Annotated in this window: 17 protein-coding genes; 6 read left to right on the forward strand and 11 right to left on the reverse strand. The window is 58.9% G+C overall.

From position 1 onward, the window contains the following. Positions 1-104 precede the first annotated feature (104 nt). Complete coding sequence (gene slmA, locus C7H09_RS16750; RefSeq protein ID WP_106764853.1) at positions 105-692, forward strand: nucleoid occlusion factor SlmA; 588 nt, start codon at positions 105-107, stop codon at positions 690-692. 184 nt (positions 693-876) lie between these two features. Here the strand turns inward: slmA and C7H09_RS16755 are convergent, their stop codons facing one another. The 3 genes from C7H09_RS16755 to C7H09_RS16765 all read right to left on the reverse strand — a co-directional run bounded on the left by C7H09_RS16755 (position 877) and on the right by C7H09_RS16765 (position 4,489). Further along, complete coding sequence (locus C7H09_RS16755) at positions 877-1,701, reverse strand: inositol monophosphatase family protein (protein WP_106764855.1); 825 nt, start codon at positions 1,699-1,701, stop codon at positions 877-879. A gap of 55 nt (positions 1,702-1,756) precedes the next feature. Then, the gene (locus tag C7H09_RS16760; RefSeq protein ID WP_106764857.1) at positions 1,757-3,052 is read right to left on the reverse strand and encodes a pyridoxal phosphate-dependent aminotransferase; all 1,296 of its coding nucleotides are present in this window, start codon (positions 3,050-3,052) and stop codon (positions 1,757-1,759) included. A gap of 117 nt (positions 3,053-3,169) precedes the next feature. Further along, complete coding sequence (locus C7H09_RS16765) at positions 3,170-4,489, reverse strand: substrate-binding domain-containing protein (protein WP_106764859.1); 1,320 nt, start codon at positions 4,487-4,489, stop codon at positions 3,170-3,172. 209 nt (positions 4,490-4,698) lie between these two features. Between C7H09_RS16765 and C7H09_RS16770 the strand changes: the two genes are divergently transcribed. Further along, a complete protein-coding gene (locus C7H09_RS16770; protein ID WP_106764862.1) occupies positions 4,699-5,355 on the forward strand; it encodes a response regulator transcription factor in 657 nt (218 codons plus the stop codon). Here C7H09_RS16770 and C7H09_RS16775 read toward each other — a convergent pair. The 4 genes from C7H09_RS16775 to C7H09_RS16790 all read right to left on the reverse strand — a co-directional run bounded on the left by C7H09_RS16775 (position 5,288) and on the right by C7H09_RS16790 (position 9,206). Continuing rightward, positions 5,288-6,670, reverse strand: a complete 1,383-nt coding sequence (locus C7H09_RS16775) for a sensor histidine kinase (RefSeq protein ID WP_106764927.1) — start codon at positions 6,668-6,670, stop codon at positions 5,288-5,290. The genes C7H09_RS16770 and C7H09_RS16775 overlap by 68 nt on opposite strands. Positions 6,671-6,778: 108 nt before the next feature. After that, complete coding sequence (locus tag C7H09_RS16780; RefSeq protein ID WP_106764864.1) at positions 6,779-7,849, reverse strand: lipase secretion chaperone; 1,071 nt, start codon at positions 7,847-7,849, stop codon at positions 6,779-6,781. A gap of 7 nt (positions 7,850-7,856) precedes the next feature. Continuing rightward, a complete protein-coding gene (locus tag C7H09_RS16785) occupies positions 7,857-8,783 on the reverse strand; it encodes an esterase/lipase family protein (RefSeq protein WP_106764866.1) in 927 nt (308 codons plus the stop codon). Positions 8,784-8,894: 111 nt separating this feature from the next. Continuing rightward, entirely contained in the window at positions 8,895-9,206 is a 312-nt protein-coding gene (locus tag C7H09_RS16790) for a DUF3301 domain-containing protein (protein ID WP_106764868.1), read from the reverse strand. Positions 9,207-9,500: 294 nt separating this feature from the next. Here C7H09_RS16790 and C7H09_RS16795 point away from each other — a divergent pair, with 294 nt between their 5' ends. Both C7H09_RS16795 and C7H09_RS16800 read left to right on the forward strand, forming a co-directional pair. After that, entirely contained in the window at positions 9,501-11,174 is a 1,674-nt protein-coding gene (locus C7H09_RS16795; RefSeq protein WP_106764870.1) for a putative bifunctional diguanylate cyclase/phosphodiesterase, read from the forward strand. Between the two features lie 118 nt (positions 11,175-11,292). Next, the gene (locus C7H09_RS16800) at positions 11,293-12,246 is read left to right on the forward strand and encodes an AraC family transcriptional regulator (RefSeq protein ID WP_106764872.1); all 954 of its coding nucleotides are present in this window, start codon (positions 11,293-11,295) and stop codon (positions 12,244-12,246) included. Between the two features lie 78 nt (positions 12,247-12,324). On the opposite strand, the gene C7H09_RS16805 is transcribed toward C7H09_RS16800, so the two are convergent. Next, positions 12,325-15,402, reverse strand: coding sequence for an efflux RND transporter permease subunit (locus tag C7H09_RS16805; protein ID WP_106764875.1), 3,078 nt, complete (start codon positions 15,400-15,402; stop codon positions 12,325-12,327). Next, on the reverse strand, positions 15,402-16,499 hold the full coding sequence (locus C7H09_RS16810; protein ID WP_106764877.1) for an efflux RND transporter periplasmic adaptor subunit: 1,098 nt from the start codon (positions 16,497-16,499) through the stop codon (positions 15,402-15,404). The genes C7H09_RS16805 and C7H09_RS16810 overlap by 1 nt, the downstream gene beginning before the upstream one ends. A gap of 316 nt (positions 16,500-16,815) precedes the next feature. Between C7H09_RS16810 and C7H09_RS16815 the strand changes: the two genes are divergently transcribed. Next, entirely contained in the window at positions 16,816-17,316 is a 501-nt protein-coding gene (locus C7H09_RS16815) for a DnaJ domain-containing protein (RefSeq protein WP_106764879.1), read from the forward strand. Here C7H09_RS16815 and C7H09_RS16820 read toward each other — a convergent pair. Beyond that, complete coding sequence (locus C7H09_RS16820; RefSeq protein ID WP_106764881.1) at positions 17,313-18,107, reverse strand: secretin N-terminal domain-containing protein; 795 nt, start codon at positions 18,105-18,107, stop codon at positions 17,313-17,315. The genes C7H09_RS16815 and C7H09_RS16820 overlap by 4 nt on opposite strands. A gap of 365 nt (positions 18,108-18,472) precedes the next feature. Here C7H09_RS16820 and C7H09_RS16830 point away from each other — a divergent pair, with 365 nt between their 5' ends. After that, positions 18,473-19,525 carry a 3-deoxy-7-phosphoheptulonate synthase gene (locus C7H09_RS16830; protein ID WP_106764886.1) on the forward strand — a complete coding sequence of 351 codons (1,053 nt, stop codon included), beginning with the start codon at positions 18,473-18,475 and terminating at the stop codon, positions 19,523-19,525. Here C7H09_RS16830 and C7H09_RS16835 read toward each other — a convergent pair. Further along, positions 19,470-20,141 (reverse strand): LysE family translocator, encoded by a 672-nt coding sequence (locus tag C7H09_RS16835; protein WP_106764929.1) that lies wholly within the window; start codon positions 20,139-20,141, stop codon positions 19,470-19,472. The two genes, C7H09_RS16830 and C7H09_RS16835, sit on opposite strands and share 56 nt — an antisense overlap. Between the last annotated feature and the right edge of the window lie 144 nt (positions 20,142-20,285).

Here is a 20,285-nt window from a genome sequence, read left to right on the forward strand (position 1 = left end):
TTCAGAAAAACATAAAATACCGGCCCGAGACGGCCCGGACATCCTTGTAAAGGCTGTTTCCGGGCGGTCACGGGTCAAAAAAAACAGAGCGCTGTAGTCCTGATATGACCAACCAGAAACCCAGCCGCCGGGAGTCGATTCTCCAGGCGCTTGTCGAGCTTTTGCAAGCTGATCCCGGGGCCCGTATTACCACAGCGGGCTTGGCTAAAACCGTGGGCGTGACTGAGGCGGCCCTGTACCGGCATTTTCCCAGTAAGCGGAAGATGTTCGAGGCGTTGATTGAGTTTGCCGAGGAGGCGGTGTTTTCCCGCTGTCAGGTGATTTTGCAGGAGCAGGAGGATGTGCGCATGCGTTTGCAGCAGTTGACGCATCTGGTGCTGGTGTTTGCCGAGCGTAATCCGGGGCTGTGCTGTGTGCTGACGGGGGATGCGCTAATGGGCGAGGATGAGTCGCTGCGCAAGCGGGCCTCGCAGTTTTTTGAGCGGCTGGAAACTCAGGTTCGTCAGGCTTTGAAGGAAGGTGAAATCCGCCAGGGGCTGCGGCCGAGAACGTCGGCGGCCCGGGGGGCGGATTTCGTGATGGTGTTTGTGGAAGGGCGTATTCAGCGCTTTGTGCGGTCGTCTTTTTCGCGCTTGCCGACGAGTGATTTTGACGAGGCGTGGGGGCTGGTTGCCGAGTCGGTTTGGGGTTAAGTGTTGGCGGAGTGCTCGGCACTAGCCTGGTGGCTTTGGGGTATGGCACGATCTGGTGGCCCTTTCCCGAAACCGCTACAAGCACATCCCTGTGCGCTTCTCTCCGGCCATCCATGGCCTCCGAAATTTCGGGAAAGGGCCACCAGACCGCGCCTTTCCAGCCTTGGTGTAATCGCCTGAAAACTTAATCGTAACCAGAGGCAGTCCGCAGTATTGAACGTACCGGCGCCCAGACGGCTGGCGCCGAGATCAGAATATCTCTTCCGTACAGGTCCGCCGGGTAGCCCTCCGGTACTTCCCCGAAGTGACCTACCTTAGCACCGGCCTCTTTGGCAATCAGGCGGGCGGCGGCGAAGTCCCAGGGGCTGACGTTTTCATAGTAGATGTCCAGTCGCCCGCAGGCTACCCAGCAGATATCCAGTGCCGCCGAGCCGATGCGGCGCAGGTCCCGGCACTGGTGAACCATGGCGTTCAGCCGGTTCACCAGGGGCTCCAGATTGTCTTTGGTGTAGGGGAAGCCGGTGGCGAACAGGGATTGCCTGGGGTCGGTGGCGCCGCTGTGGCGGATGGGGGCCTGGTTCAGCGTGGCGCCGTCACCTTCGGTGGCCCGGAAGGTTTCGCCCGCGAAGGGTGCATGTACAACGCCTGCCCGCACCCGGCCGCGTTCGGCATAGGCGATGGATATCGCCACCTGGGGGTGGCCGTAGGCGTAGTTGACGGTGCCGTCGATGGGGTCGATGACCCACAGCGGGGTGTCCAGTTGTTCTGCCTGGGTCAAATCCGGCATGGTTTCTTCAGAGAGAATGCGGTGGTGCGGAAAACGCTGTCGGATGGCGCCGGTGATGAATTCGTCGGCCATCACGTCGGCGTGGGTGACCAGTTCGGTCTGGTGTTTGAAGTCGGTGCGCAGGGTGTTCTGGTCGCGTTCGTGGCGGATCAGTTCTCCGGCCTCCCGGGCCAGTGCTTCCGCAAAATCGGTTATTTCCTGGAGCGATACAGAATCAGACATGGCACCCTCGCGGTTTCAGAAACAGTGAGGGCGCCAGTCTAGCACGGCTGTGGATTTATAGGCTGGTCAGCCAGGTTTCCATCTTGTCCATGGCCTGCACCAGGCGCGGGCAGGCTTTCTGGATGAAGTCCTCACCCAGTTCCTGGTTGACGTGGTCACCTCCAGCGAGGGCCAGAGCGGCGGCGCCGTCGAAGTCGACAAAGGCCAGGCGGGCGCCCAGGTGGTCCGGTACGAAGCCGAAGTCACTGGCGGGCAGGATGGCCACGCCGGTGTTCTCCAGCAGCGCGGTGCACAGGGCCTGTGAGGTTTTGATGTCTTTTCGGGCCAGCTTGTCGCGGAAATCAGAGAAGTCCGGGAACAGGTAGAAGGCACCTTCGGGCTTCTGTACTACGGCCCCCATTTCGCTCAGGCGGCGGTGCATGTATTCGCCGACCACCTTCAGCACCCGGCGCGACTGCACCAGGTATTCCTCGATGTCCTCACCACCGTTAAACGCGGTGATGGCCGCGTGCTGGATGGGGGCGCTGGTGGCGGTGTAGGTTTCGCTGGCGATAATGGCCATGGCGTCCTGCAGCGGCCGCAGCTCCGGCGGGAAGATGAAGGTGCCCAGGCGCCAGCCGCCAGCACCGGCCCATTTGGATAGCCCGGTGCTGATGATGGTGCCTTCCGGGTAGTAGCGGGCGATGGACTTGTGCTTGCCTTCAAAGTGGACTTCGCCGTAGATCTCGTCGGACAGTAGAATCAGCTTGTATTTGCGGGCCACATTGGCGATGGCCAGCAACTGATCGTCGGTGTAGGTACAGCCGGTGGGGTTGGACGGGTAGTTCAGAATCAGGATGCGCGGGCGCGACGGGTCGTCCCGGCAGATGATGTCCAGCTCCTCGGCGGTCAGCTGCCAGTTGTTTTCGGCGTGGGTCGGCAGCCAGTGTACCGAACGGCCGATGATTCGGGCCTGGGGCGCATAGGAGACCCAGCTGGGGCGCGGAATCAGCAGGTCGCCATAGTAGGCCAGCTGCAGCATGAACAGCAGTTCCTTGGAGCCCGGGCCGATCAGTACGTCTTCCCAACTGCAGCGCATGCGTTCGCTGCGGTTAATGTAACCGGCAATGGCTTCACGCAGGCCCTTCAGGCCTTTGACCGGCAGGTAGTCCTTTTCGTGGGCGTGCTCTTTCAGGGCGTCTACCACACGCTCGGGCACCGGGAACGGGGATTGTCCCAGTCCGAGTTTGATGATGTCTTTGCCTTCCGCCCGCAGCTGATTGCTCAGTTCGTTGATGCGCAGGGTGGCGGAGGGCTGGATGCCGCGAACGTTCAGGTTAATGGCGTAACGGTGGTCGTGTTTGATGTCCATGGTCCCGGTCTGTTGGTTGAGGATGCTCTGGCAGTATAGGAAGCCCAAACATATTTGTGGTGGTGGCGCGGATAAGGGAATGCCGAAACACAGGGTGGTGTACTTGCCTCCCGGTTGTCACCGGGACTTGATCCAGACCTCCACCCGGCCATTGCGCTGGCTTCCGCGGCCACCGACGGGCATATAGTGGCCGTAGCCGGTGTAGGCAACCTGTGCAACGCCGACGGCACCCAGCGCTTTGCGAACGGACAGGGCCCGCAGTTCTGAAATCATCTGTGCGCGTAACTCATGGGCCTGGGTATCGGCAAAGCCGATCAGCAGCAGATCGTCCGGGCGGCGTTGCTCCTGTGACAAGTAGTCCCGAACCCGCAACAAATCACGCCGGGCCTTGTTGTCGAGTTTCGTCCGGCCTTCAGTAAAGCGAAAATTGACGGTTAACCGCTGATACTGGCTGGTCAGCTTTCTGAAACTCTCAGGTACCGAACTGTCGAACTGGGGTTTTACCGCGACCGGAGCCTGTGAAACAAAGCCTGATTGGGCCACCAGGGCCTGCCCGCTGCTGCTCAGGGTGAAATCGATCAATTCTCTGGCCTGCACAGGCGCGCGCTGCCCCAGGGTATACATAAACAGGCGTCGGGATAACGGGTAGTCTTCGCTGGCTACCGTGAGCTGATCCGGCTTCAGGGCCGGTGCGTTGCCGTCCGAGATCGCCAACAGTTTGCTGTTGCGTACCGAGGCCAGGCCAGAGAAGCCAATCCCGCCGGGGTCGGACGCTACATCATCAGACAACTGATCGTTTGATTCGTAGCGGGCTGCGGAATTATCCAGGGTATAGGTCTTGCCAAGTACCAGCGACTTGAACGTATCCCAGGTGCCCGAGCGATCATCTCTGGCGTAGAGCGTGATAGGGCGATTCGGCCCGCCTAACTGTGCCCAGTTGTTGATCTGGCCGCTAAACACACGCCCGAGGGTTTCGAGGGACATGGCATTTACCGGGTTGTCGGGATGAACCAGGATGGCCAGGCCGTCGATGGCAATCACATGCTCGCTTTCAAGCGTGGTCAGATCGGCGGTCGGCCGCAACTGCTCGATTTCAGTGGTTCTGGCGGGGCGTGAAGAGGCCCATATCTGCGCTTGTCCGCTCGCCAGCGCCCGAAAGCCGGTGCTTGAGCCATGGGCTGCAACCAGGATTTGCACGGGATTGTCGCGATCCGTTGTGGTCAGCAGGTGCTCATTGGCTGCATCGGTTTGCTGTAATTGAACCGCACCGGCGGTTTTTTGTTCGAGGTAGCCGGTCACCAGCATGGGGGCGAGGGTGGCACCGATCGTGTTGGAACCGTGTATCTCCAGATCGTGTGCGAAGGTTGCCGGGGAAACACTGATCAGAGCCAGAAGGGAAAGCCAGTGGTAAGGGGTACTCTTTCCAGATTGAAACATGATTCTGAAAACCTATCGATAACAGGTGGTTGTCTTGCCGACAGGATGCTTCAGGAATATGACACTAGTGTTGCAGGTAAGACGATGGCGTTGAAAAGCGCCCGTTCTTTTGTTGCGAAGTGTTAAACAGACCGCTGAGTAAGCGGGCATGTTGGCCTATAGTGGCGTTTCCCCTGGAACAATAAAAAAAGCGTTGGCGGGGTTCTGTGATGGATATTTATTTGCCTCCGGGCCATACCCGGGTTGAGGAAAGTCGAGCGTGGGCCTTTCGGGAAGTTCTGCTGGTGGATGATCACGCTCTGGTTGCCCAGGCGTTAGCAGGATTGATCAAGCACGAGAAGTTGGCGTTGTCTGTGGTTACGGTGGGTTCACTGGATGCCGCTGAAAGCCACTTGAACCAGGGCAGTGACGTTGATCTGGTGTTGCTGGATCTCGTGTTGGATGGTGAGGCCGGTTTGGCTTTGCTGCCCCGCCTGGCGGGGCTGAAGACGGTGCCACCGGTGGTGATCATTTCCAGCAGTGAAGACGAGAGCGCGGTGCGTGCAGCACGAACTGCTGGCGCCACGGGCTATCTGGCAAAGTCTGCCGGGCGGTCTGCGCTGGTCCGGATGATGAAGTCTATCCGGCAGGGGAAAGGCTATTTTCCCGGCGGTGTTTCGCCTCTGGTGCCGGGTTCGGCCTTGACTCCACGGCAGGCAGAGGTGCTGTCGCTCCTGGCTCAGGGGTTCCCCAACAAGCGGATCTGCCAGAGCCTGGGGTTAACCGAGCATACGGTGAAAACGCATCTGAAAGCGATTTTCAGCCACCTGGGTGCTCATAATCGCACGGAATGTGTGGCTCGTGCCCGTGCTCAGGGCTGGCTGTAATGGCGGCTGGCAGTGTTATCCAGAAAGTTGCTCCCTGGGGGGCTGATGGCCCGGTGCCGCATTCTCCGTTCATCAGCTGCGTGAACTGGCGAACAATGGTCAACCCCAGTCCCAACCCGGCTTGATGACCACTGCGGGTGCGGATATAAGGCTCGAATATCCGCTCGCGCTGATCTTCAGGAAGCCCAATGCCATCATCGCATACCTGGATACGGATCTGGTGCCCTTCGCGGGAGGCGCTAATCCGGATGTGCCGGCCGCCGCTGTGGTTTGCGGCATTGGCCAGCAGATTCTGCAATACCCGTAATAACAGGATCGGGTCGGCAACAACGGCCAGGTGTGGCTCAGAGTTTACGATGTGGAGGTGCATGCCCCGCCGGAACAGGATCTCAGACCAGGTATCCTGTAATTCGTTCAGTGTGTGTGCCAGTTCAAAGTGCTGTAGCTCCGGCCGGATCATACCCTCATGCAACCTTGCACTGTCGAGTACGGTACCCAGCAGGTTGCGCAGCTGATCCACCGTGTCCCGGAGCCGGGAACGCAGCGCAGGTTGCCGGGGGTCCGGCGGCAGAGATGCCAGCGTCAGGTCGATGACATTCAGGGGCTGGCGGAGGTCATGGCTGGCGGCGGTTATCAGTTCTGTTTTCCTCTGGCTTTCATCCCGTGCAGATTGGTGCATCAGCTCCAGTAGTCGGCGATCGAGGAAATGCGCGCGATGACGGTATTCGCTGACCCAGGCGCCAACCATACCGATGATGTTGGCAGACATCAGAAAAAACAGGTTGCTGAGGATGCTTGCTGGCGGCTGGTCGGCCAGAATCTCAGCCAGGAGGTAGGCGGATACCAGAACGGCAGAGGCAGAGGAGGCGGCAAAAAAGGGCAGGCCCATGGCGAAGTAACCGAACATTAAAACCAGGATCATGCCTTCGTAGGGCAGGGGGTAGGAGTGCCAGCGGGCGGCTAGAATAATGGCAACAACGCTCAGCCCCCCAACCAGGTAGGCCAGCAGATACCAGTGCTGAAAAGTTTGGTCGTCCGGCGTGTTCCGGTGCGCAAGCCAGAGGGTCAGGGCGATGACCGGGCAGGTGACCACAAGGCGGATAGTGGCGGTGATGTGCGCCAGTTCGGCGGGCAGAGTGACCAGATCCACCACGGCGTAGGCCAGAAACAGCGACAGGCCCGCCGTGGCTGCAAGCCGCGCCCGGTGGCGGATCAGCGCATCGCTGGCCCGTTGATAAGCGGCTTCAAGGGGGGGAGCGAAACGCAGTGTCCGAAACCCTGTGGCCTTTTGTTGTTGGATTTCATCGGCCGTCATTATCGGCATGTCCGAAGCAGCGGAAAACCTAATTCTAGAGATCCGGCGGACTATTTCCTTGATCGACCGCTCAGCGTTGTGCTTTATGGCAGGGCGGGTGCCTTGTGATTAGTTTGCGTCTAGCATCCTCAGCCTGGCCCAGGTGCGGCTTTGCGGGTCGGGAAAGTGCTGCTTCAGCAGCGCCTCCTGATACGATCGCTGATCTGCAGCAGCGAGCCCCTGGGGCTGTTCACTGCCAATAGCCTGCTGGAAAGCCGAGAATTGCCGGGCGAAGGCCTGCCGATCCTCCAGATGATCCACAATACCGGCAACCGTGTCGGCACCCATGCCCAGTTCGATCAGTTTGCGGCCTGCATCCTGCGCTGACCGGCTCTGTTCCAGAACCGCCAGCCGTGCCTGGTGTGTCCGGTTTTCCCGGTGCAGCCGTTGCTCACTTTGTCGAAGGCCTTCCGGTAACTGGCTTCGATGCCATTCGATCAGCGTCTGCTTGCCCTGCGCGGAGAGCTTCGGGTTCATCTGAATACCCATGGTGGCCAGTGTGTACTCGCTGTAGGCCTCTTCTGCACCGAAGAAGGCCTGGTGGGCATCTGGCGTGAAGGTGGTACGACGCAGCTGCTTCAGCTCGCCCAACGCATGGCCCAGGGTGGTCAGTTGGTAGTCGGGCTGGTGCAGGCGGTCGGGGTCGAGTTCCGTCTGCATCACCTGCAGTGCGGTCTGTTTGTAGGCCAGGTACTGATCCAGCAAAACCATGGTCTCATGGGCTGCGCTTGCCGGAAGGTATTCTTGGGCAAGTATCCGGATGCGACCGATTGCGGCTTCTGGTGTTATTTCCCCAACGGCACTGAGGAAGTAATCGAAGAAGTCGCGCACCCCGGGGTCGACGATCAGTTGGCCACTGCTATCCGCTTTCAGTGCGCCATCGATGTCGGTACCCGCAAGTGAGCTTGCCAGTGGCGGGCCGGGCAGTGCTGCCGGTGTCCGGTGGCTTATCGGTGCGATTGGGCGCTCTGGTGCCTTGGCAGACGTGATGGTTTCGGGAGGTGCGGCAGGCACGCTGGCCGCAGGCCGCGACGGCTCTGATATAGGTTTCGACCAGAGCCAGAGGCCACCGCCGGCCATTGTGGCCAGCAGGGCGACGGGAAGCAGCCAGCGAAGATTAGCGCTGAATGGGTGCTTCATGATGACCTCACAAGCCCCGGTTTTTCAGCCGGTTTGCCTGGCTCCGGTACAGTGATACCGGGTTAGTCCAAAGCGACCGTGCGCCAAGCAGATGATTGATGGCATCGACGTGGTTCATGTCGTAGTGTGTGCCGATAACATTGCCCATCATGGTTGAGCACACGCCCACCAGGCCGTCGTTCGGCTCGCTGCCAAAGGCCAGTGAGGTAATGCCGAGGAAGGGGTCGGTAATGTCGAAAAGGTTCGTCCAGATGCCCCGGCCGGTCCAGGAGAAAAACTTCACTTTGTGGCCGTCTATCCATACGTCCTCTCCGGTGCCGGCGCAGGCATTCCGGTTGACACCCTTCCAACCCAGAGCATCGTTCAGAGCGGTGGTGCCCGGTGTGGTCAGAGTTTCTAGGGCCGCAATGCCGTTCTGTGGATTGCTGGCGCCCGAAAGCGCATTGACCAGCCCGCCCAGAGCGTTGGCAATAGCGTCTGCACCGCCCTCCACAGGGCTGCCCGGAGGGATAACACCACGAATGACATCCGCCACTTTCGAGCCCTTGTTGACTCCGTCAATGGATGTTACCGAGGCAATGCGCCCGGGTATAAGCGCTGCCGCTACACGGGAGGTGGGTGCACCCTGGCTGTGGGCCATCAGGTTCACTTTGCTGTGTCCAAGGCTGTTGATGTAGTGGGCGAGTTGCTGGCCCCGCTGTTCGCTGCTGTTCACGAAGGACACGCTGGCGGTATAGACCCTTGCTCCACTGCGCTCCAGATTCCAGGGAATGGTGTGAAAGTAGTTGATCAGACCACCGAGTGTGTTGAAACCGGTGACACCGTGCACCAGCACTATCGGATACCGGGTCTGGGTATAATTGGCGTGACTCAGTACCGAGAACGCCAGCATGAGAATACCGGCACAAAGCCGGACGGGCATGGCTGAACGCATACAGGACTCCTGTTGTTTTTGTTGGTTGTCGACATGCAGGTACAAGTATGAACAGGGTGGTGCAGCGGCTGTAATCGCCCGTTTGGGTGAGGCGGTTCTGGTGACAGAGGATCAGAAACGGTGGGGCTCAAGTTCCGAGTGGATGATGTGTTGCCCCAGCATCACAATACGGCCGGTGTAGCGTTCTTCGCCAGTGGTGGTGAAGTCGAACAGGAATCGGCGCCAGACCCGCAGGCTGCCGTTTTGGTCACGCTTGAACCAGAGCCCCCGCAGATAGACAGCATCGTCGAGCAGCAGAACATCCATGGAATCGCAGTAGCGCTTTGCCGCCTGCAGAACAAAATCCTTGATTGCCTTGGCACGCCACCAGTACCAGATGGCGAAACCGGCAATAAACAGCCAGATGAGGGTGCTGAGTGTCAAGGCGAACGTTGTCCCGTAACGGTTTGTGGCCCGAGCGTGGATGCACTGCGGGAAGCCCTCAGCTTACCCTATTGGGCCGCTTCGGGAAATTGCTGCGCTGTATGGCGGATCAGCTTCCGTTCTTTGTCACACTATTGACCTGTCGTGATAGTAAAGGTATCCGGATATTGCAAAACTTGCTGCGGGCTTGAAGACCCCGGCGCAGATTTATTTTACTATTGCAAAAATGTAATAAGTGAAAGTACGTATCGAGCTAGCTCATGATTTTTCGTTCAGCTGCAGGAGTCCGGTGGAATGGGTTTGCCCCTCGCCCAGGCATTAACAGATGGTAGCTTCAAAGCTCTGGTGGACAGGCATCCGCGCGCCGTTATGCTGGCCACCCGGGATGCGCGTATTGTGTATGTGAATGAAATGTTCCATACCGTGACCGGTTACAGCCACGATGAAGTTATTGGCCAGTCACCGTCAATGCTGAGCTCTGGCCTGCATACGCCGGACTTCTATCAGAAAATGTGGCGCAGCCTGACCCGGGCAGGGCGCTGGGAGGGGCTGATCTGGAACCGCCGGAAAAACGGCGATAAATACCCCCAGTGGCTGACGATCTATTCCGTGAACGCAGGCGGTTCGGAATTCTATGCCGGTGTGTTTATGGATGTGGGAGATCGTGCTTCGATTGATGAGCGCGTTGCCTCCCTGGCCTACTACGACCCGTTGACCGAGCTGCCCAACCGCTCCCTGTTCCGGGAGTTTCTCAAAGCCCGCACCGGTCAGAGGCCAAGGGGCTCCAATACCTTTGCCGTGCTTTTTATTGATCTTGATTTTTTCAAGGCAATTAATGAATTGCATGGTCATGACCATGGCGACAAGGTGCTTCGGCAGGTGGCGGCCTGTATCCGGGACGTACTGAGACAAAGCGATGTTCTGGCACGCCTTTCCGGCGATGAGTTTGCAGCCATTGTTGAGTTGGAACGCCCGCAGGATCTGGACGTTGTCTGTGACCGGTTGATGGCGATGTTCCGGGCGCCTCTTCTGGTGGGGCACCGGGAGTATTTTCTCTCGGCATCGGTGGGGGCGGCCATGTTCCACCGGGACGGAGAAACCGCCTCGGAGTTGCTGCAGAATGCGGATCGTGCCATGCACACGGCGAAAGCGGACGGGCGCGCCTGTTACCGTGTCTACAGTGCCGACGAGGACTCATCAGGGCGCCAGGAGCATCGGTTGTCGGAGGCGCTTGTAACCTCGCTGAAGGTGGCTCCGGGCGAGTTCTCTGTGGTGTATCAGCCGCAGTATGACCTCGCGACCGGCAAAGTGCTGGGCCTTGAGGCTCTGTTGCGCTGGCATCACCCCGAGCTGGGGATGGTGTCGCCGGCCCGCTTTGTTCCGGTTGCCGAGCAGCGCGGTTACATCCATGAGTTAACCGAGCGGCTGATTGCCTGTATCGACGCGGATTTGCAACAGACGGCTCTGAAGGACGGAAAAGGCCGGCGGCTGGCCATTAATATCTCGGCCCGCCAGATCACCGACAACCGCCTGGAATCGCTGCTCGAGCCTTTTTTCGAGCGTCTGCGCCGGGCGCACTGGCAACCCGAGATTGAGATTACCGAGACCCACATGATGAATCTGTCCCGGGGTTGCCTTGCCAAGCTGGCCGAATACGGCGAGAAAAACGTTATTGTGGCCATTGATGATTTTGGTACCGGCTATTCGTCGCTGGCGTATCTGCACCGCCTGCCCGTGCATGTGTTAAAGATTGATCGTCAGTTTGTCCAGCGAATCGGTCAGATTGGTGATGACGCGGGCATTGTTTCTGCCATTCTTGCCATTGCCGAAGCGCTGAATCTTGAAGTGGTGGCCGAGGGTATCGAAACGGAAGCCCAGAAGAGCCAGCTTCAGACCTTGCGTTGCCATCGGGGGCAGGGTTATCTGCTGGCCCGCCCTGCGCCCATCGGGCAGTTGTCATTCGATTGACCATCGTCAATTTCTCAAGCACTTAGGCCGCGGTTCTTGCCATTTTGCAAGAATTGGCTAGAGACCTACCGGTACCTGTATTAGAACTACAGGCTCACCCATTGTCTGCTTATGCTGTATGCGCACATTGATCGATAAGCCGGATCTCGATGCCTACCTACGCCTGTTTAAAGCCCCCGAAACTGTGTGGCTGAATACACTTGGCGTGCTGCTGCCCTGTGCAGAACCCGAATTGTTGCAGTCCGGCAGTCGGGCCGAGATCGGGTGCCTGGCGGCGTTTACCGTGTCGTCCGGCGGGGTCTGCGTGATTGATTTTGCCAATGCCGGTGAGCTGAGGCTGGGTGAGTTGACGGGTACCCTTCTGGTGATGCCTCTGGCGGGGCATTGTGACCTGGTTTTTGGCCACGAATGCTGGCAGTCCGCCTTTCCTCTGGCCATCGTTAATCCGGGCAGTGAGGTGGGAATTCGTGCAGGCACCGGTGCCCGGATCGCTCTGCTAAGCCCGTCATCCTGGAGTCACCATGCCCGACCAGGTGCTGGGCGTCTGTCGGCCATGGCTGAACAGATTCATCAGTTTCTGGTGCGAATGATGTTCTTCCAGAACCACCAGCGAGCGTGTGAGGCCCTTGGCAGGCTGTTCCAGGTACTGGCAGGGTTGTTGGAGTTGGGTGCAGAAATGGCGGAGCATGCCTTGCCGGAACTGGATCGACGGTTGGTTCGGGCCATTGAGAAAATTCGCAGTGATGAGGACTGGGCGTTCAGCCTGCCCGACCTGGCCAGCCATTCCGGTGTCAGCGAGCGCAACCTTTATTACCTGATGAAGCGGGAGACCGGCATTACGCCATACCGGCTCTACCAGCGCCATCGCCTGGTGCGTATCCGGCGCAGACTGGCTGATTGCCATCAGGGTCTGCCACAGATTTCCTGGATTGCGGCCGATGAAGGTTTCTCGCATCTGGGGCGGTTTGCGGCACTCTATCGGGAGCACCTGGGAGAGCTGCCCAGTGAAACTGTGCAGTGGCGCAGGCGTTGCCAGAACGCCCAATCCGAGCGCTTGCTTGCGGCAAACTAGCCCTGGTGAACGCTTCAATCTGCTGAGCCTTCAAAGAAAAAGCCCGGCTGTATCGCTGCCGGGCTTTGCATTTTCAGGTTAGTGACTGCTGGCCGCTTTTTCGGCCGTATGGCTGTCCGCCTCTGCCGTGGCATTGTGATCCCGCGCCAGCAAAATGTAGAAGGCGGGCAGCACAAACACCGTAAACAGGGTGCCGATGCCCAGGCCTGCGCTGATGGTCAGACCAATCGCAAACCGGCTTTCCGCACCCGGGCCAATCGCAATCAGCAGCGGCACCATGGCGAAGATCAGCGCCAGCGAGGTCATGATGATGGGGCGTAGCCGTATGGCCGCCGCCTCAATCACTGCGTCCACCTTGCTCAGCCCCTGTTCTCTCTGCAGCAGGTTGGCGAACTCCACAATCAGGATGCCGTTTTTGGAGACTACGCCAATCAGGGTGATTAGCCCCACCTGGGTATAGATGTTCATGGAGGCAAAGCCGAGCACGATAAACGCCATGGCCCCTGCCACCGACATGGGCACCGACACCAGGATGATGAAGGGATCCCGCCAGCTTTCAAACTGCGCAGCCAGCACCAGGTAGATCACCAGCAGCGACAGGAAGAAAGTGACCACCAGCGCGCTGCCCTGGTTGGCCAGCTGACGGGTTTCGCCGGTGTAGTCGAAGCTAAAGCCCTGCGGGAACACCTCGCTGGCGGTCTGCTCCATAAACTCCATGGCGGTGCCCGCAGCCACACCTGGCATGATGACGCCTTCCAGAGTCAGCGAGTTCTGCTGGTTGAACTGGGTGCGGTTGGATGGCTCCACCTCTTCGGTAAAGCTCACCACGCTGGACAGGGGCACCAGCTCGCCATTGCCGGCACGGATGTAGTAATCCTGCAAGGCTTCCTTGCTGGGCCGGAACTGATTGTCCACCTGGGGGATCACCTGGTAGGAGCGGCCTTCCATGTTGAAGCGGTTGATGTAGCCGCCACTGAGCATGCTGGCCAGGGACTGCCCAACATCCTGCATCGACAGGCCCAGATCAGCCACGCGATCACGATCGACATTGATGCGGGTAACCGGCTTGTCGAAGTTGATGGACTTCTTCAGGAACATGAAGTTGCCACTCTGCATGGCCTTGCCCAGCATTTCATCGGCCACCTGATCCAGCTGTTCATAGCTGCCACCAGTGGTGATGACAAACTGGAACGGCAGGCCGCCGCCCGAACCAGGCAGAGATGGTGCCGGGAAGACAGCCGTCTGCAGCCCGGTGACCTTTTTCAGTTCGGCATCCAGCATGGGTTGAACTTCGAACTGGCTAATCTCCCGCTCACTCCAGGGCGCCAGCTTGAACCCGCCGAAGACAGCATTGGGGCTGGTGATGCCCAGAATCATGAAGTCTTCGCTGTAACCCGGCACCTCTGACATCCGGTTCTGTACTTCCTGACCGTGGTCGTACAGGTAGTCCAGGGTGGAGGTTTCCGGGCCAAGGCCCTGATAGAACAGAATGCCCTGATCTTCGGTGGGGGCCAGTTCGTTCTGGCTCATCATCACCATGAAGTAGATGGAGCCAAGCACCACAAAGGCGAAGAACACCACGACCGACTTGGTCTGCATCAACGATGACAGTGCAGCCTTGTAGGCATTGGCCAGGCCGTTGAAGGTTTTTTCCACTAGCTGCTCGAACCGGCCGGGGTTGCCGTGGGGCTTGAGAACCTTGCCAGAGAGCATGGGCGACAGGGTCAGGGCGACTATACCGGAGATCACCACCGTGCCGGCCAGGGTAAAGGCGAATTCGGTGAACAGCGAGCCGACCAGGCCACCCATAAAGCCGATGGGGGCATAAACCGCCACCAGCGTGGTGGTCATGGCGATGATGGGCGTTGCCATTTCCCGGGCACCGTTAATAGCGGCGTCGAATCGGGATTCGCCCGCCTCGATGTGTCGGTGTACGTTTTCCACCATAATGATGGCGTCATCCACCACCAGGCCGATGGCCAGCACCATGGACAGCAGCGTCAGCAGGTTCAGGGAGAAGCCGAACATCAGCATGACAAAGGCGCCACCAATCAGGGACAGCGGTACCGCCACCGAGGGCACCACCGAGGCTCGAACCGAACCCAGGCACAGGAACACCACCACCAGGACGATGATCATGGCTTCCAGCAAGGTCTGGATAACCTCGTTAATGGAATCCTCGATAAAGTCAGAGGCATCGTAGGCCAGGCGCACATTCAGGCCGCTGGGCAACTGACTTTCGATATCCGGCAGTTCGGCCTTGACCAGGTCGGCCACGGTTAGCGGGTTGGCCCCCGGTGCCAACTCAATGGCCACATAGGTGGCCGGCTGGCCCTTGTACAGAGCCAGGCTGTCATAGGTCTGGGACCCCAGCTCCACACGGGCAATATCCTGCAGGCGGATCAGAGTGCCGTTTGACTGTTTGACCACCAGGTTCCGGAAGGCGTCCGGATCGGCGATATCGGTGTCGCTGGTCAGGCTGACCTCGGTGTATTTGCCGCGGGTTTTGCCCACTGCGGCCTGATAGTTGTTGGCCCGCAGTTTGGCGGCTACTTCTACCGGAGTCATATCCACGGCGGCGAGACGTTCCGGGTCCAGCCAGATACGCAAGGCAAAGGTGCGACCCAGCAGTTCAGCCTTGCCCACGCCGGCCAGCGCCTGCAGCTTGGGCTGTACCACCCGGGTCAGATAATCGGTAATCTGGGGCACATCCAGCTCGGTGCTGTAAAAGGCAATGTACATCAGTGCCGTGCTGTCGCCGGTAGTCGAGGTAATCACCGGGTCCTCGGCTTCCGCCGGTAACACGTTACGCTGACTGGCTACTTTGGCCTGGATCTCCGCCAGGGCATCGTTGGCGTCGTAGTTCAGGATCATCTTGGCCTGAATGGTCGATACGCTCTGGGAACTGGTGGAGGTCAGGTAATCAATGCCGCTGGCTTCAGCAATGGCCTGCTGCAGCGGGGTCGTGATAAAGCCCTTGATCAGATCAGAACTGGCGCCGGGGTAGGCCGTGGAGACGGTCACCGTGGTGCTTTCCAGTTCCGGATACTGCCGGATTTCCATTTCCATGGCGGCCCGTGCACCGATCAACAGGATCAGCAGGCTGACCACCGTGGCCAGAACCGGCCGGTGGACAAAAATGTCGGTAAATTTCATTACTCAGACGCCTCCTGGCCGGACTCGTCCTGGATGTCAACATGCTGGCCCGCACGCAGCCTCAGCAGACCCTTGGCCACCACGGTATCACCCTCTTCGAGACCAGACAGTACGGCGGCCCGGCCATCGCGGACTTCGCCCGTGGTGACGGTGCGGCGGCTGACAATCAGCTCGCCCGTGTCGTTTTCTTCCACCACGTACACGAAATTGCCGTAGGTGTTGTAGGAAATGGCGGTGCGCGGCAGGGTAACCACTTCGTTGTCCCGGGGCTGGCCGGTCTGGATGGTGGCAAACATGCCCGGGCGCAGCAGGTTTTCTTCATTATCCAGGGTGGCGCGTATACGCACGGTACGGGTTTCCGGGTTTACCGAGGTGTTGATAGCGCTCACCTCACCCTCGAAGGACTGGTCCGGCACAGCAGCGACCGTCACGGATACCGGGTACCCCTGATCCACATCCGGCAGGAATTTCTCGGACAGGGTGTAATCGACATAGATAGGATTCAGCATGTTGATCTCGACAATCGGTGTGCCGGTGGCAATGTACTGGCCCTGATCCACCATGCGGATACCCAGCTTGCCGTCAAAGGGCGCGCGGATCACCTTCTTGTTGAGCTGAGCTTCGGCCTCGTTCACCCGGGCGCGGGCAGCATCGAAATTGGCCTTGGCTTCATCATACTGGGACTGGGACACGGCCCGCTTCGGCAGCAGATCCGAAACCCGCTTGAATTCCTGCTCGGCCAGCTGGGCTTCTGCCCGCCGTGTGCGCAGTGCTGCCTCGTCGATGGCGGCATCCAGGCGAACCAGAACGTCGCCTTTTTGAACGGTCTTGCCCGATTCAAAGTTGATCTGGGTAATCACCCCGGGCAACTCGTTCGCCACTTCGATGCCGTTGACGGCGGTAATGCTGCCCACGGCCTTGATGGACGGCTGCCAGTTCTCGATTTCGGCGGTGGTGACGGAAATCATGGCCGGAGGCTGGGGCTGGGATAACATTTGTTTCAGCTGGCCGAACTGGTAGAACTTGTAGCCAAAGATTCCACCCAGCACGAGGCCGAGGAAAATAAGAACAATGACGAAACGGGAAGCAGTGCGCATAAATCTGTTCCTGGGAGTGAATGTCCTGGAGCAGTCAGAGGAATGTGAGAAGTCTGGGTGACGTCCTTTTCAGTCCCTGTCTGCCGATCTTGGTGATGTTGCTTTGCCGAATGCCGGTACAAAAAGCAAGTGGCCCCTTTGTCGGATAGGATGCTACAAAAGCTGGTTCTTTTTGTCATCAGTTCGCTTCCTAATATCGAGGCGATTTGCAAGATTTTTACGATGTAATCTTATGTCCGGATCTGGGTTGCGTGAAATACCGGGCAGGTTACTATTCCGGGAGTGTATCTGCCCACAGGGCGAACAGGACGATGTGATGCAACTGATACTGGGGCTTGCCCTGGCGGCGGCCGTTTTTGTGATTCTGAAGAAGTGGGGCGCGCTGTCGCCTGAACGCCAGAAAGCGGCGGTCTGGAAGATTGTTCTGGTGGCTGGTGGTGCCTTGCTGCTGTTTATGGTGCTGACCGGCCGGGTGCATGTCATTACGGCCGCGGTTGCGGCCCTGATTCCGCTGCTGAGAAAGTTGCCTCTGTTATTGAAATACATTCCGATGATTCGCCAGGCCACGGGCAAGACCGAACAGTCTGGCAGTCAGCAAGGTTCCGCCGATACGGAATCGTCGCCAGGCAATAGCGCCATGTCGGTGCGGGAGGCCTGCGATCTGCTGGGCGTAGCACCCGACGCAACCCGGGAACAAATCATAGCGGCGCATCGGCGGCTGATGCTGAAAGTTCACCCGGATCGCGGTGGCAATGACTATCTGGCCGCCAAGCTTAACCAGGCCCGGGATCGGTTGCTTGGAAGCAGGGCGGGTTAAGGGACAATATCGACTTTCACCTCGATGTTCTGGTTTTCTGAACGATTGCCCGCCACCCGATAGACGATGCCCTGGCTGCTGCGCTCTTCCGAACGCTGAATGCCTCCAAGGCTGACCCACTGGCCGGGCTGAACCCGGCGCACGGTCATCAGGGCTTCGGTATCGTAGCCGGGGATGGCCGCCGGATCTGCCTCAAAAGAGACAATATTCAACTCCACCGACTGGTCGGAAATGGCATGGGGACTTACGACAAAGCCGCTGTGGGTTTCTACTTGCTGCAGTATGGCAGCGGGATTGCGCCCGCCCTGAATGGCGAAAGGCAGGGTGCGAACCGTGCCAGAGGTAATGTGGGCGGATTGCCCGCTTTGCACGATCAGTTGGCGCTGGCGCGAACGGTTGGTGCTGATGGTTTTCTGCTGCACGCTGCCACGCACCGACTGGTTATTGATGTTAATCCCGGCACCGGATTGTTTACCGCCGATGTCTTGCTGATAGCGCACTGAAATACGCATCTGTATTGGAGCCACGTCCAGGGTTTGCACCAGGCGACCGATTTCATCCAGCAATGTTGGCTCGCCTCTGGCCACCAGTTGCTGACCTTGGGCGCTGATGGTCACCGGTGACTGCTGATAAAGGGCCTGTACCTGGCTGGCCATATCCTGCGCGGTGCGGTTGTGCAGCGGATAGATCCTGACTTCCCGCTGCGCCAGTGCCGGGCCGGACAAAAGTGCCAGCATGAGCGCCAGAATGGCCGCGGTGCGCCAGTCAAACCTGCTCAGAATCGATCCCATACCAGCCCTCCCGAGCCCAGATCAAAACAACGTCGACAAATAAATACGGTTTTCGGGTTGTCAGCATGAAAACCATGGGTATATAGTAAAAAGCATGAAGACCTTACACGCAGCCTGTCAATTGAATGTTCTGAAAACTTTTGGTGAAAAACTGAAAGCCGCAGGCTCTGCTGTGTATTTTTGGTGGTTTGGTTATGGCTTTTATTTTAGCCAGAGCCCGGGCCGCCCGTAAGATCTTCATCGACCGAACACAACGAGGAAGGCAGCCCGGCAAGCAACCCAGGCTGCCACCGGACTCAAAAAGCCCCGACTGGTAGCCCAGCCGGGGCTTTTTTGATTCTGATACAGGGAAACGGAACACCGACATGAATATGCCACTACGAACAGACGCTCTTTATGCCGCCAGCGCGAGCACCAGCCAGCACCGCCAGGAAACCGTATTGCCGACCGCCACTGAATTGCGGGCGCAGTTTCCCGCTGAGCAACATCTGGTTCGGGCGATTGCCGGTTATCGTGACCAGGTTCGTGGCATTCTGCACGGCGAGGATCAGCGCACTCTGATCGTTATGGGGCCTTGCTCTATTCACGACGAGCAGGCGGCGCTGGATTATGCGACTCGATTGAAAGCCCTGTCAGACCAGGTAAGTGACCGCTTCCTGATTGTGATGCGGGCGTACCTTGAAAAGCCCCGCACCACGGTTGGCTGGAAAGGGCTGTTGTACGATCCGGAGCGCAATGGCCGAGGTGATCTCAAACTGGGGCTTGAGCGTTCCCGCAAGCTGTTGCTGGCATTGTCGGAATTGGGATTGCCTCTGGCCACCGAGGCCCTGAGTCCGTTTGTAATGGATTACCTGGGGGATCTGATCAGCTGGACGGCCATTGGCGCCCGTACCACAGAATCCCAGATTCACCGGGAAATGGTTAGCGGGCTGCCCATGCCCACCGGCTTCAAAAACGGTACCGATGGCGGAATTGGCGTGGCCACCAACGCCATGAAATCGGCGGCTCACCCCCATCACCACATGGGCATGTCCAGCCAGGGCGCGCCAGCGATGATTTCCACGCCGGGCAATCCGGATACGCATCTGGTGCTGCGCGGCGGCCGAGGGGTGACCAACTACGATGAAGTCAGTATCGCCAAGGCGATTGCCGAGCTTGAGAAAGCGGGCGTCTCAACCTCGGTGATGGTGGATTGCAGCCATGACAACGCCTGCAAGCAGGCCGAGCGCCAGCTGGAAATCGCGCGGGAAGTGATGGCACAGAAGCGCCACGGTAATCGCCGGATCAAAGGCCTGATGCTGGAGAGCTTCTTGGAACCCGGCCGCCAGGACGATGGCGCGAGCCTGCGTTACGGCTGTTCCATCACCGATCCGTGCCTGGGCTGGAGCCAGACAGAGGCTCTGATCCGCTCACTGTAGACAGCAGCAGTTGCCCCGCCAGCAACACCAGAATACCCCCCATGGCCCGGTCCAGCCAGTGTCCGAAACGGTTGAAGCCGCGACGGACACGGGGTTGGGTAAAGAACAGGGTCACCAGCGTGAACCACAGTCCGGTGGCCAGAGCCATGTAAAGGCCATAGCCAGCCTGCAGAAGTATCGGCGTGCCCGGGTTGATAATGACCGAAAACAACGAGACAAAGAACAGGGTGGCTTTCGGGTTCAGGGCGTTGGTCAGAAAGCCCAGCCGGAACGCAGCCCAGCCGGTTTGGATCCTCGCTTCCCGGGTTTCCACATGAATGCCGCCGGGTTTGGCGCGTAGACAGTGCCAGGCAATCCAGAGCAGGTAGAGCGCCCCGATCACTTTCAGCACAGTGAACAACATCACCGACTGCTGAATGATCAGCCCGATTCCAAGCAGTGAGTAGCCCACGTGCAACAGAATGCCGATACCGATACCGGCGGTGGTCATCATGGCGTTGCGCCGGGTCTGGGTCAGCGCCTGACGGATCATGACGGCGAAGTCCGGGCCCGGGCTGGCAACCGCCAACAGATGAACCAGGGCCACGGTCATAAATTCCAGCCAGTAATTTTGCACGGTCATACTCCAGAGCCGCTGGGGCGATTGGTCGTAAATCTCTCAGGGCCTTACCTGCCGGGGTGGGGATTTTTTCCGGGGTTTGCCTGTCAGCGCATAATAAGCTTTCTATAATTTCAGTTGAAGACATTGCGACCATCGTAG

It is taken from the genome of Marinobacter fuscus (assembly GCF_003007675.1).
Lineage (GTDB): Bacteria > Pseudomonadota > Gammaproteobacteria > Pseudomonadales > Oleiphilaceae > Marinobacter > Marinobacter fuscus.

Coding starts and splice junctions, on each gene's coding strand:
- slmA (WP_106764853.1), top strand. CDS start 105: ATGACCAACCAGAAACCCAGCCGCCGGGAGTCGATTCTCCAGGCGCTT.
- C7H09_RS16755 (WP_106764855.1), bottom strand. CDS start 1,701: ATGTCTGATTCTGTATCGCTCCAGGAAATAACCGATTTTGCGGAAGCA.
- C7H09_RS16760 (WP_106764857.1), bottom strand. CDS start 3,052: ATGGACATCAAACACGACCACCGTTACGCCATTAACCTGAACGTTCGC.
- C7H09_RS16765 (WP_106764859.1), bottom strand. CDS start 4,489: ATGTTTCAATCTGGAAAGAGTACCCCTTACCACTGGCTTTCCCTTCTG.
- C7H09_RS16770 (WP_106764862.1), top strand. CDS start 4,699: ATGGATATTTATTTGCCTCCGGGCCATACCCGGGTTGAGGAAAGTCGA.
- C7H09_RS16775 (WP_106764927.1), bottom strand. CDS start 6,670: ATGACGGCCGATGAAATCCAACAACAAAAGGCCACAGGGTTTCGGACA.
- C7H09_RS16780 (WP_106764864.1), bottom strand. CDS start 7,849: ATGAAGCACCCATTCAGCGCTAATCTTCGCTGGCTGCTTCCCGTCGCC.
- C7H09_RS16785 (WP_106764866.1), bottom strand. CDS start 8,783: ATGCGTTCAGCCATGCCCGTCCGGCTTTGTGCCGGTATTCTCATGCTG.
- C7H09_RS16795 (WP_106764870.1), top strand. CDS start 9,501: ATGGGTTTGCCCCTCGCCCAGGCATTAACAGATGGTAGCTTCAAAGCT.
- C7H09_RS16800 (WP_106764872.1), top strand. CDS start 11,293: ATGCGCACATTGATCGATAAGCCGGATCTCGATGCCTACCTACGCCTG.
- C7H09_RS16805 (WP_106764875.1), bottom strand. CDS start 15,402: ATGAAATTTACCGACATTTTTGTCCACCGGCCGGTTCTGGCCACGGTG.
- C7H09_RS16810 (WP_106764877.1), bottom strand. CDS start 16,499: ATGCGCACTGCTTCCCGTTTCGTCATTGTTCTTATTTTCCTCGGCCTC.
- C7H09_RS16815 (WP_106764879.1), top strand. CDS start 16,816: ATGCAACTGATACTGGGGCTTGCCCTGGCGGCGGCCGTTTTTGTGATT.
- C7H09_RS16820 (WP_106764881.1), bottom strand. CDS start 18,107: ATGGGATCGATTCTGAGCAGGTTTGACTGGCGCACCGCGGCCATTCTG.
- C7H09_RS16830 (WP_106764886.1), top strand. CDS start 18,473: ATGAATATGCCACTACGAACAGACGCTCTTTATGCCGCCAGCGCGAGC.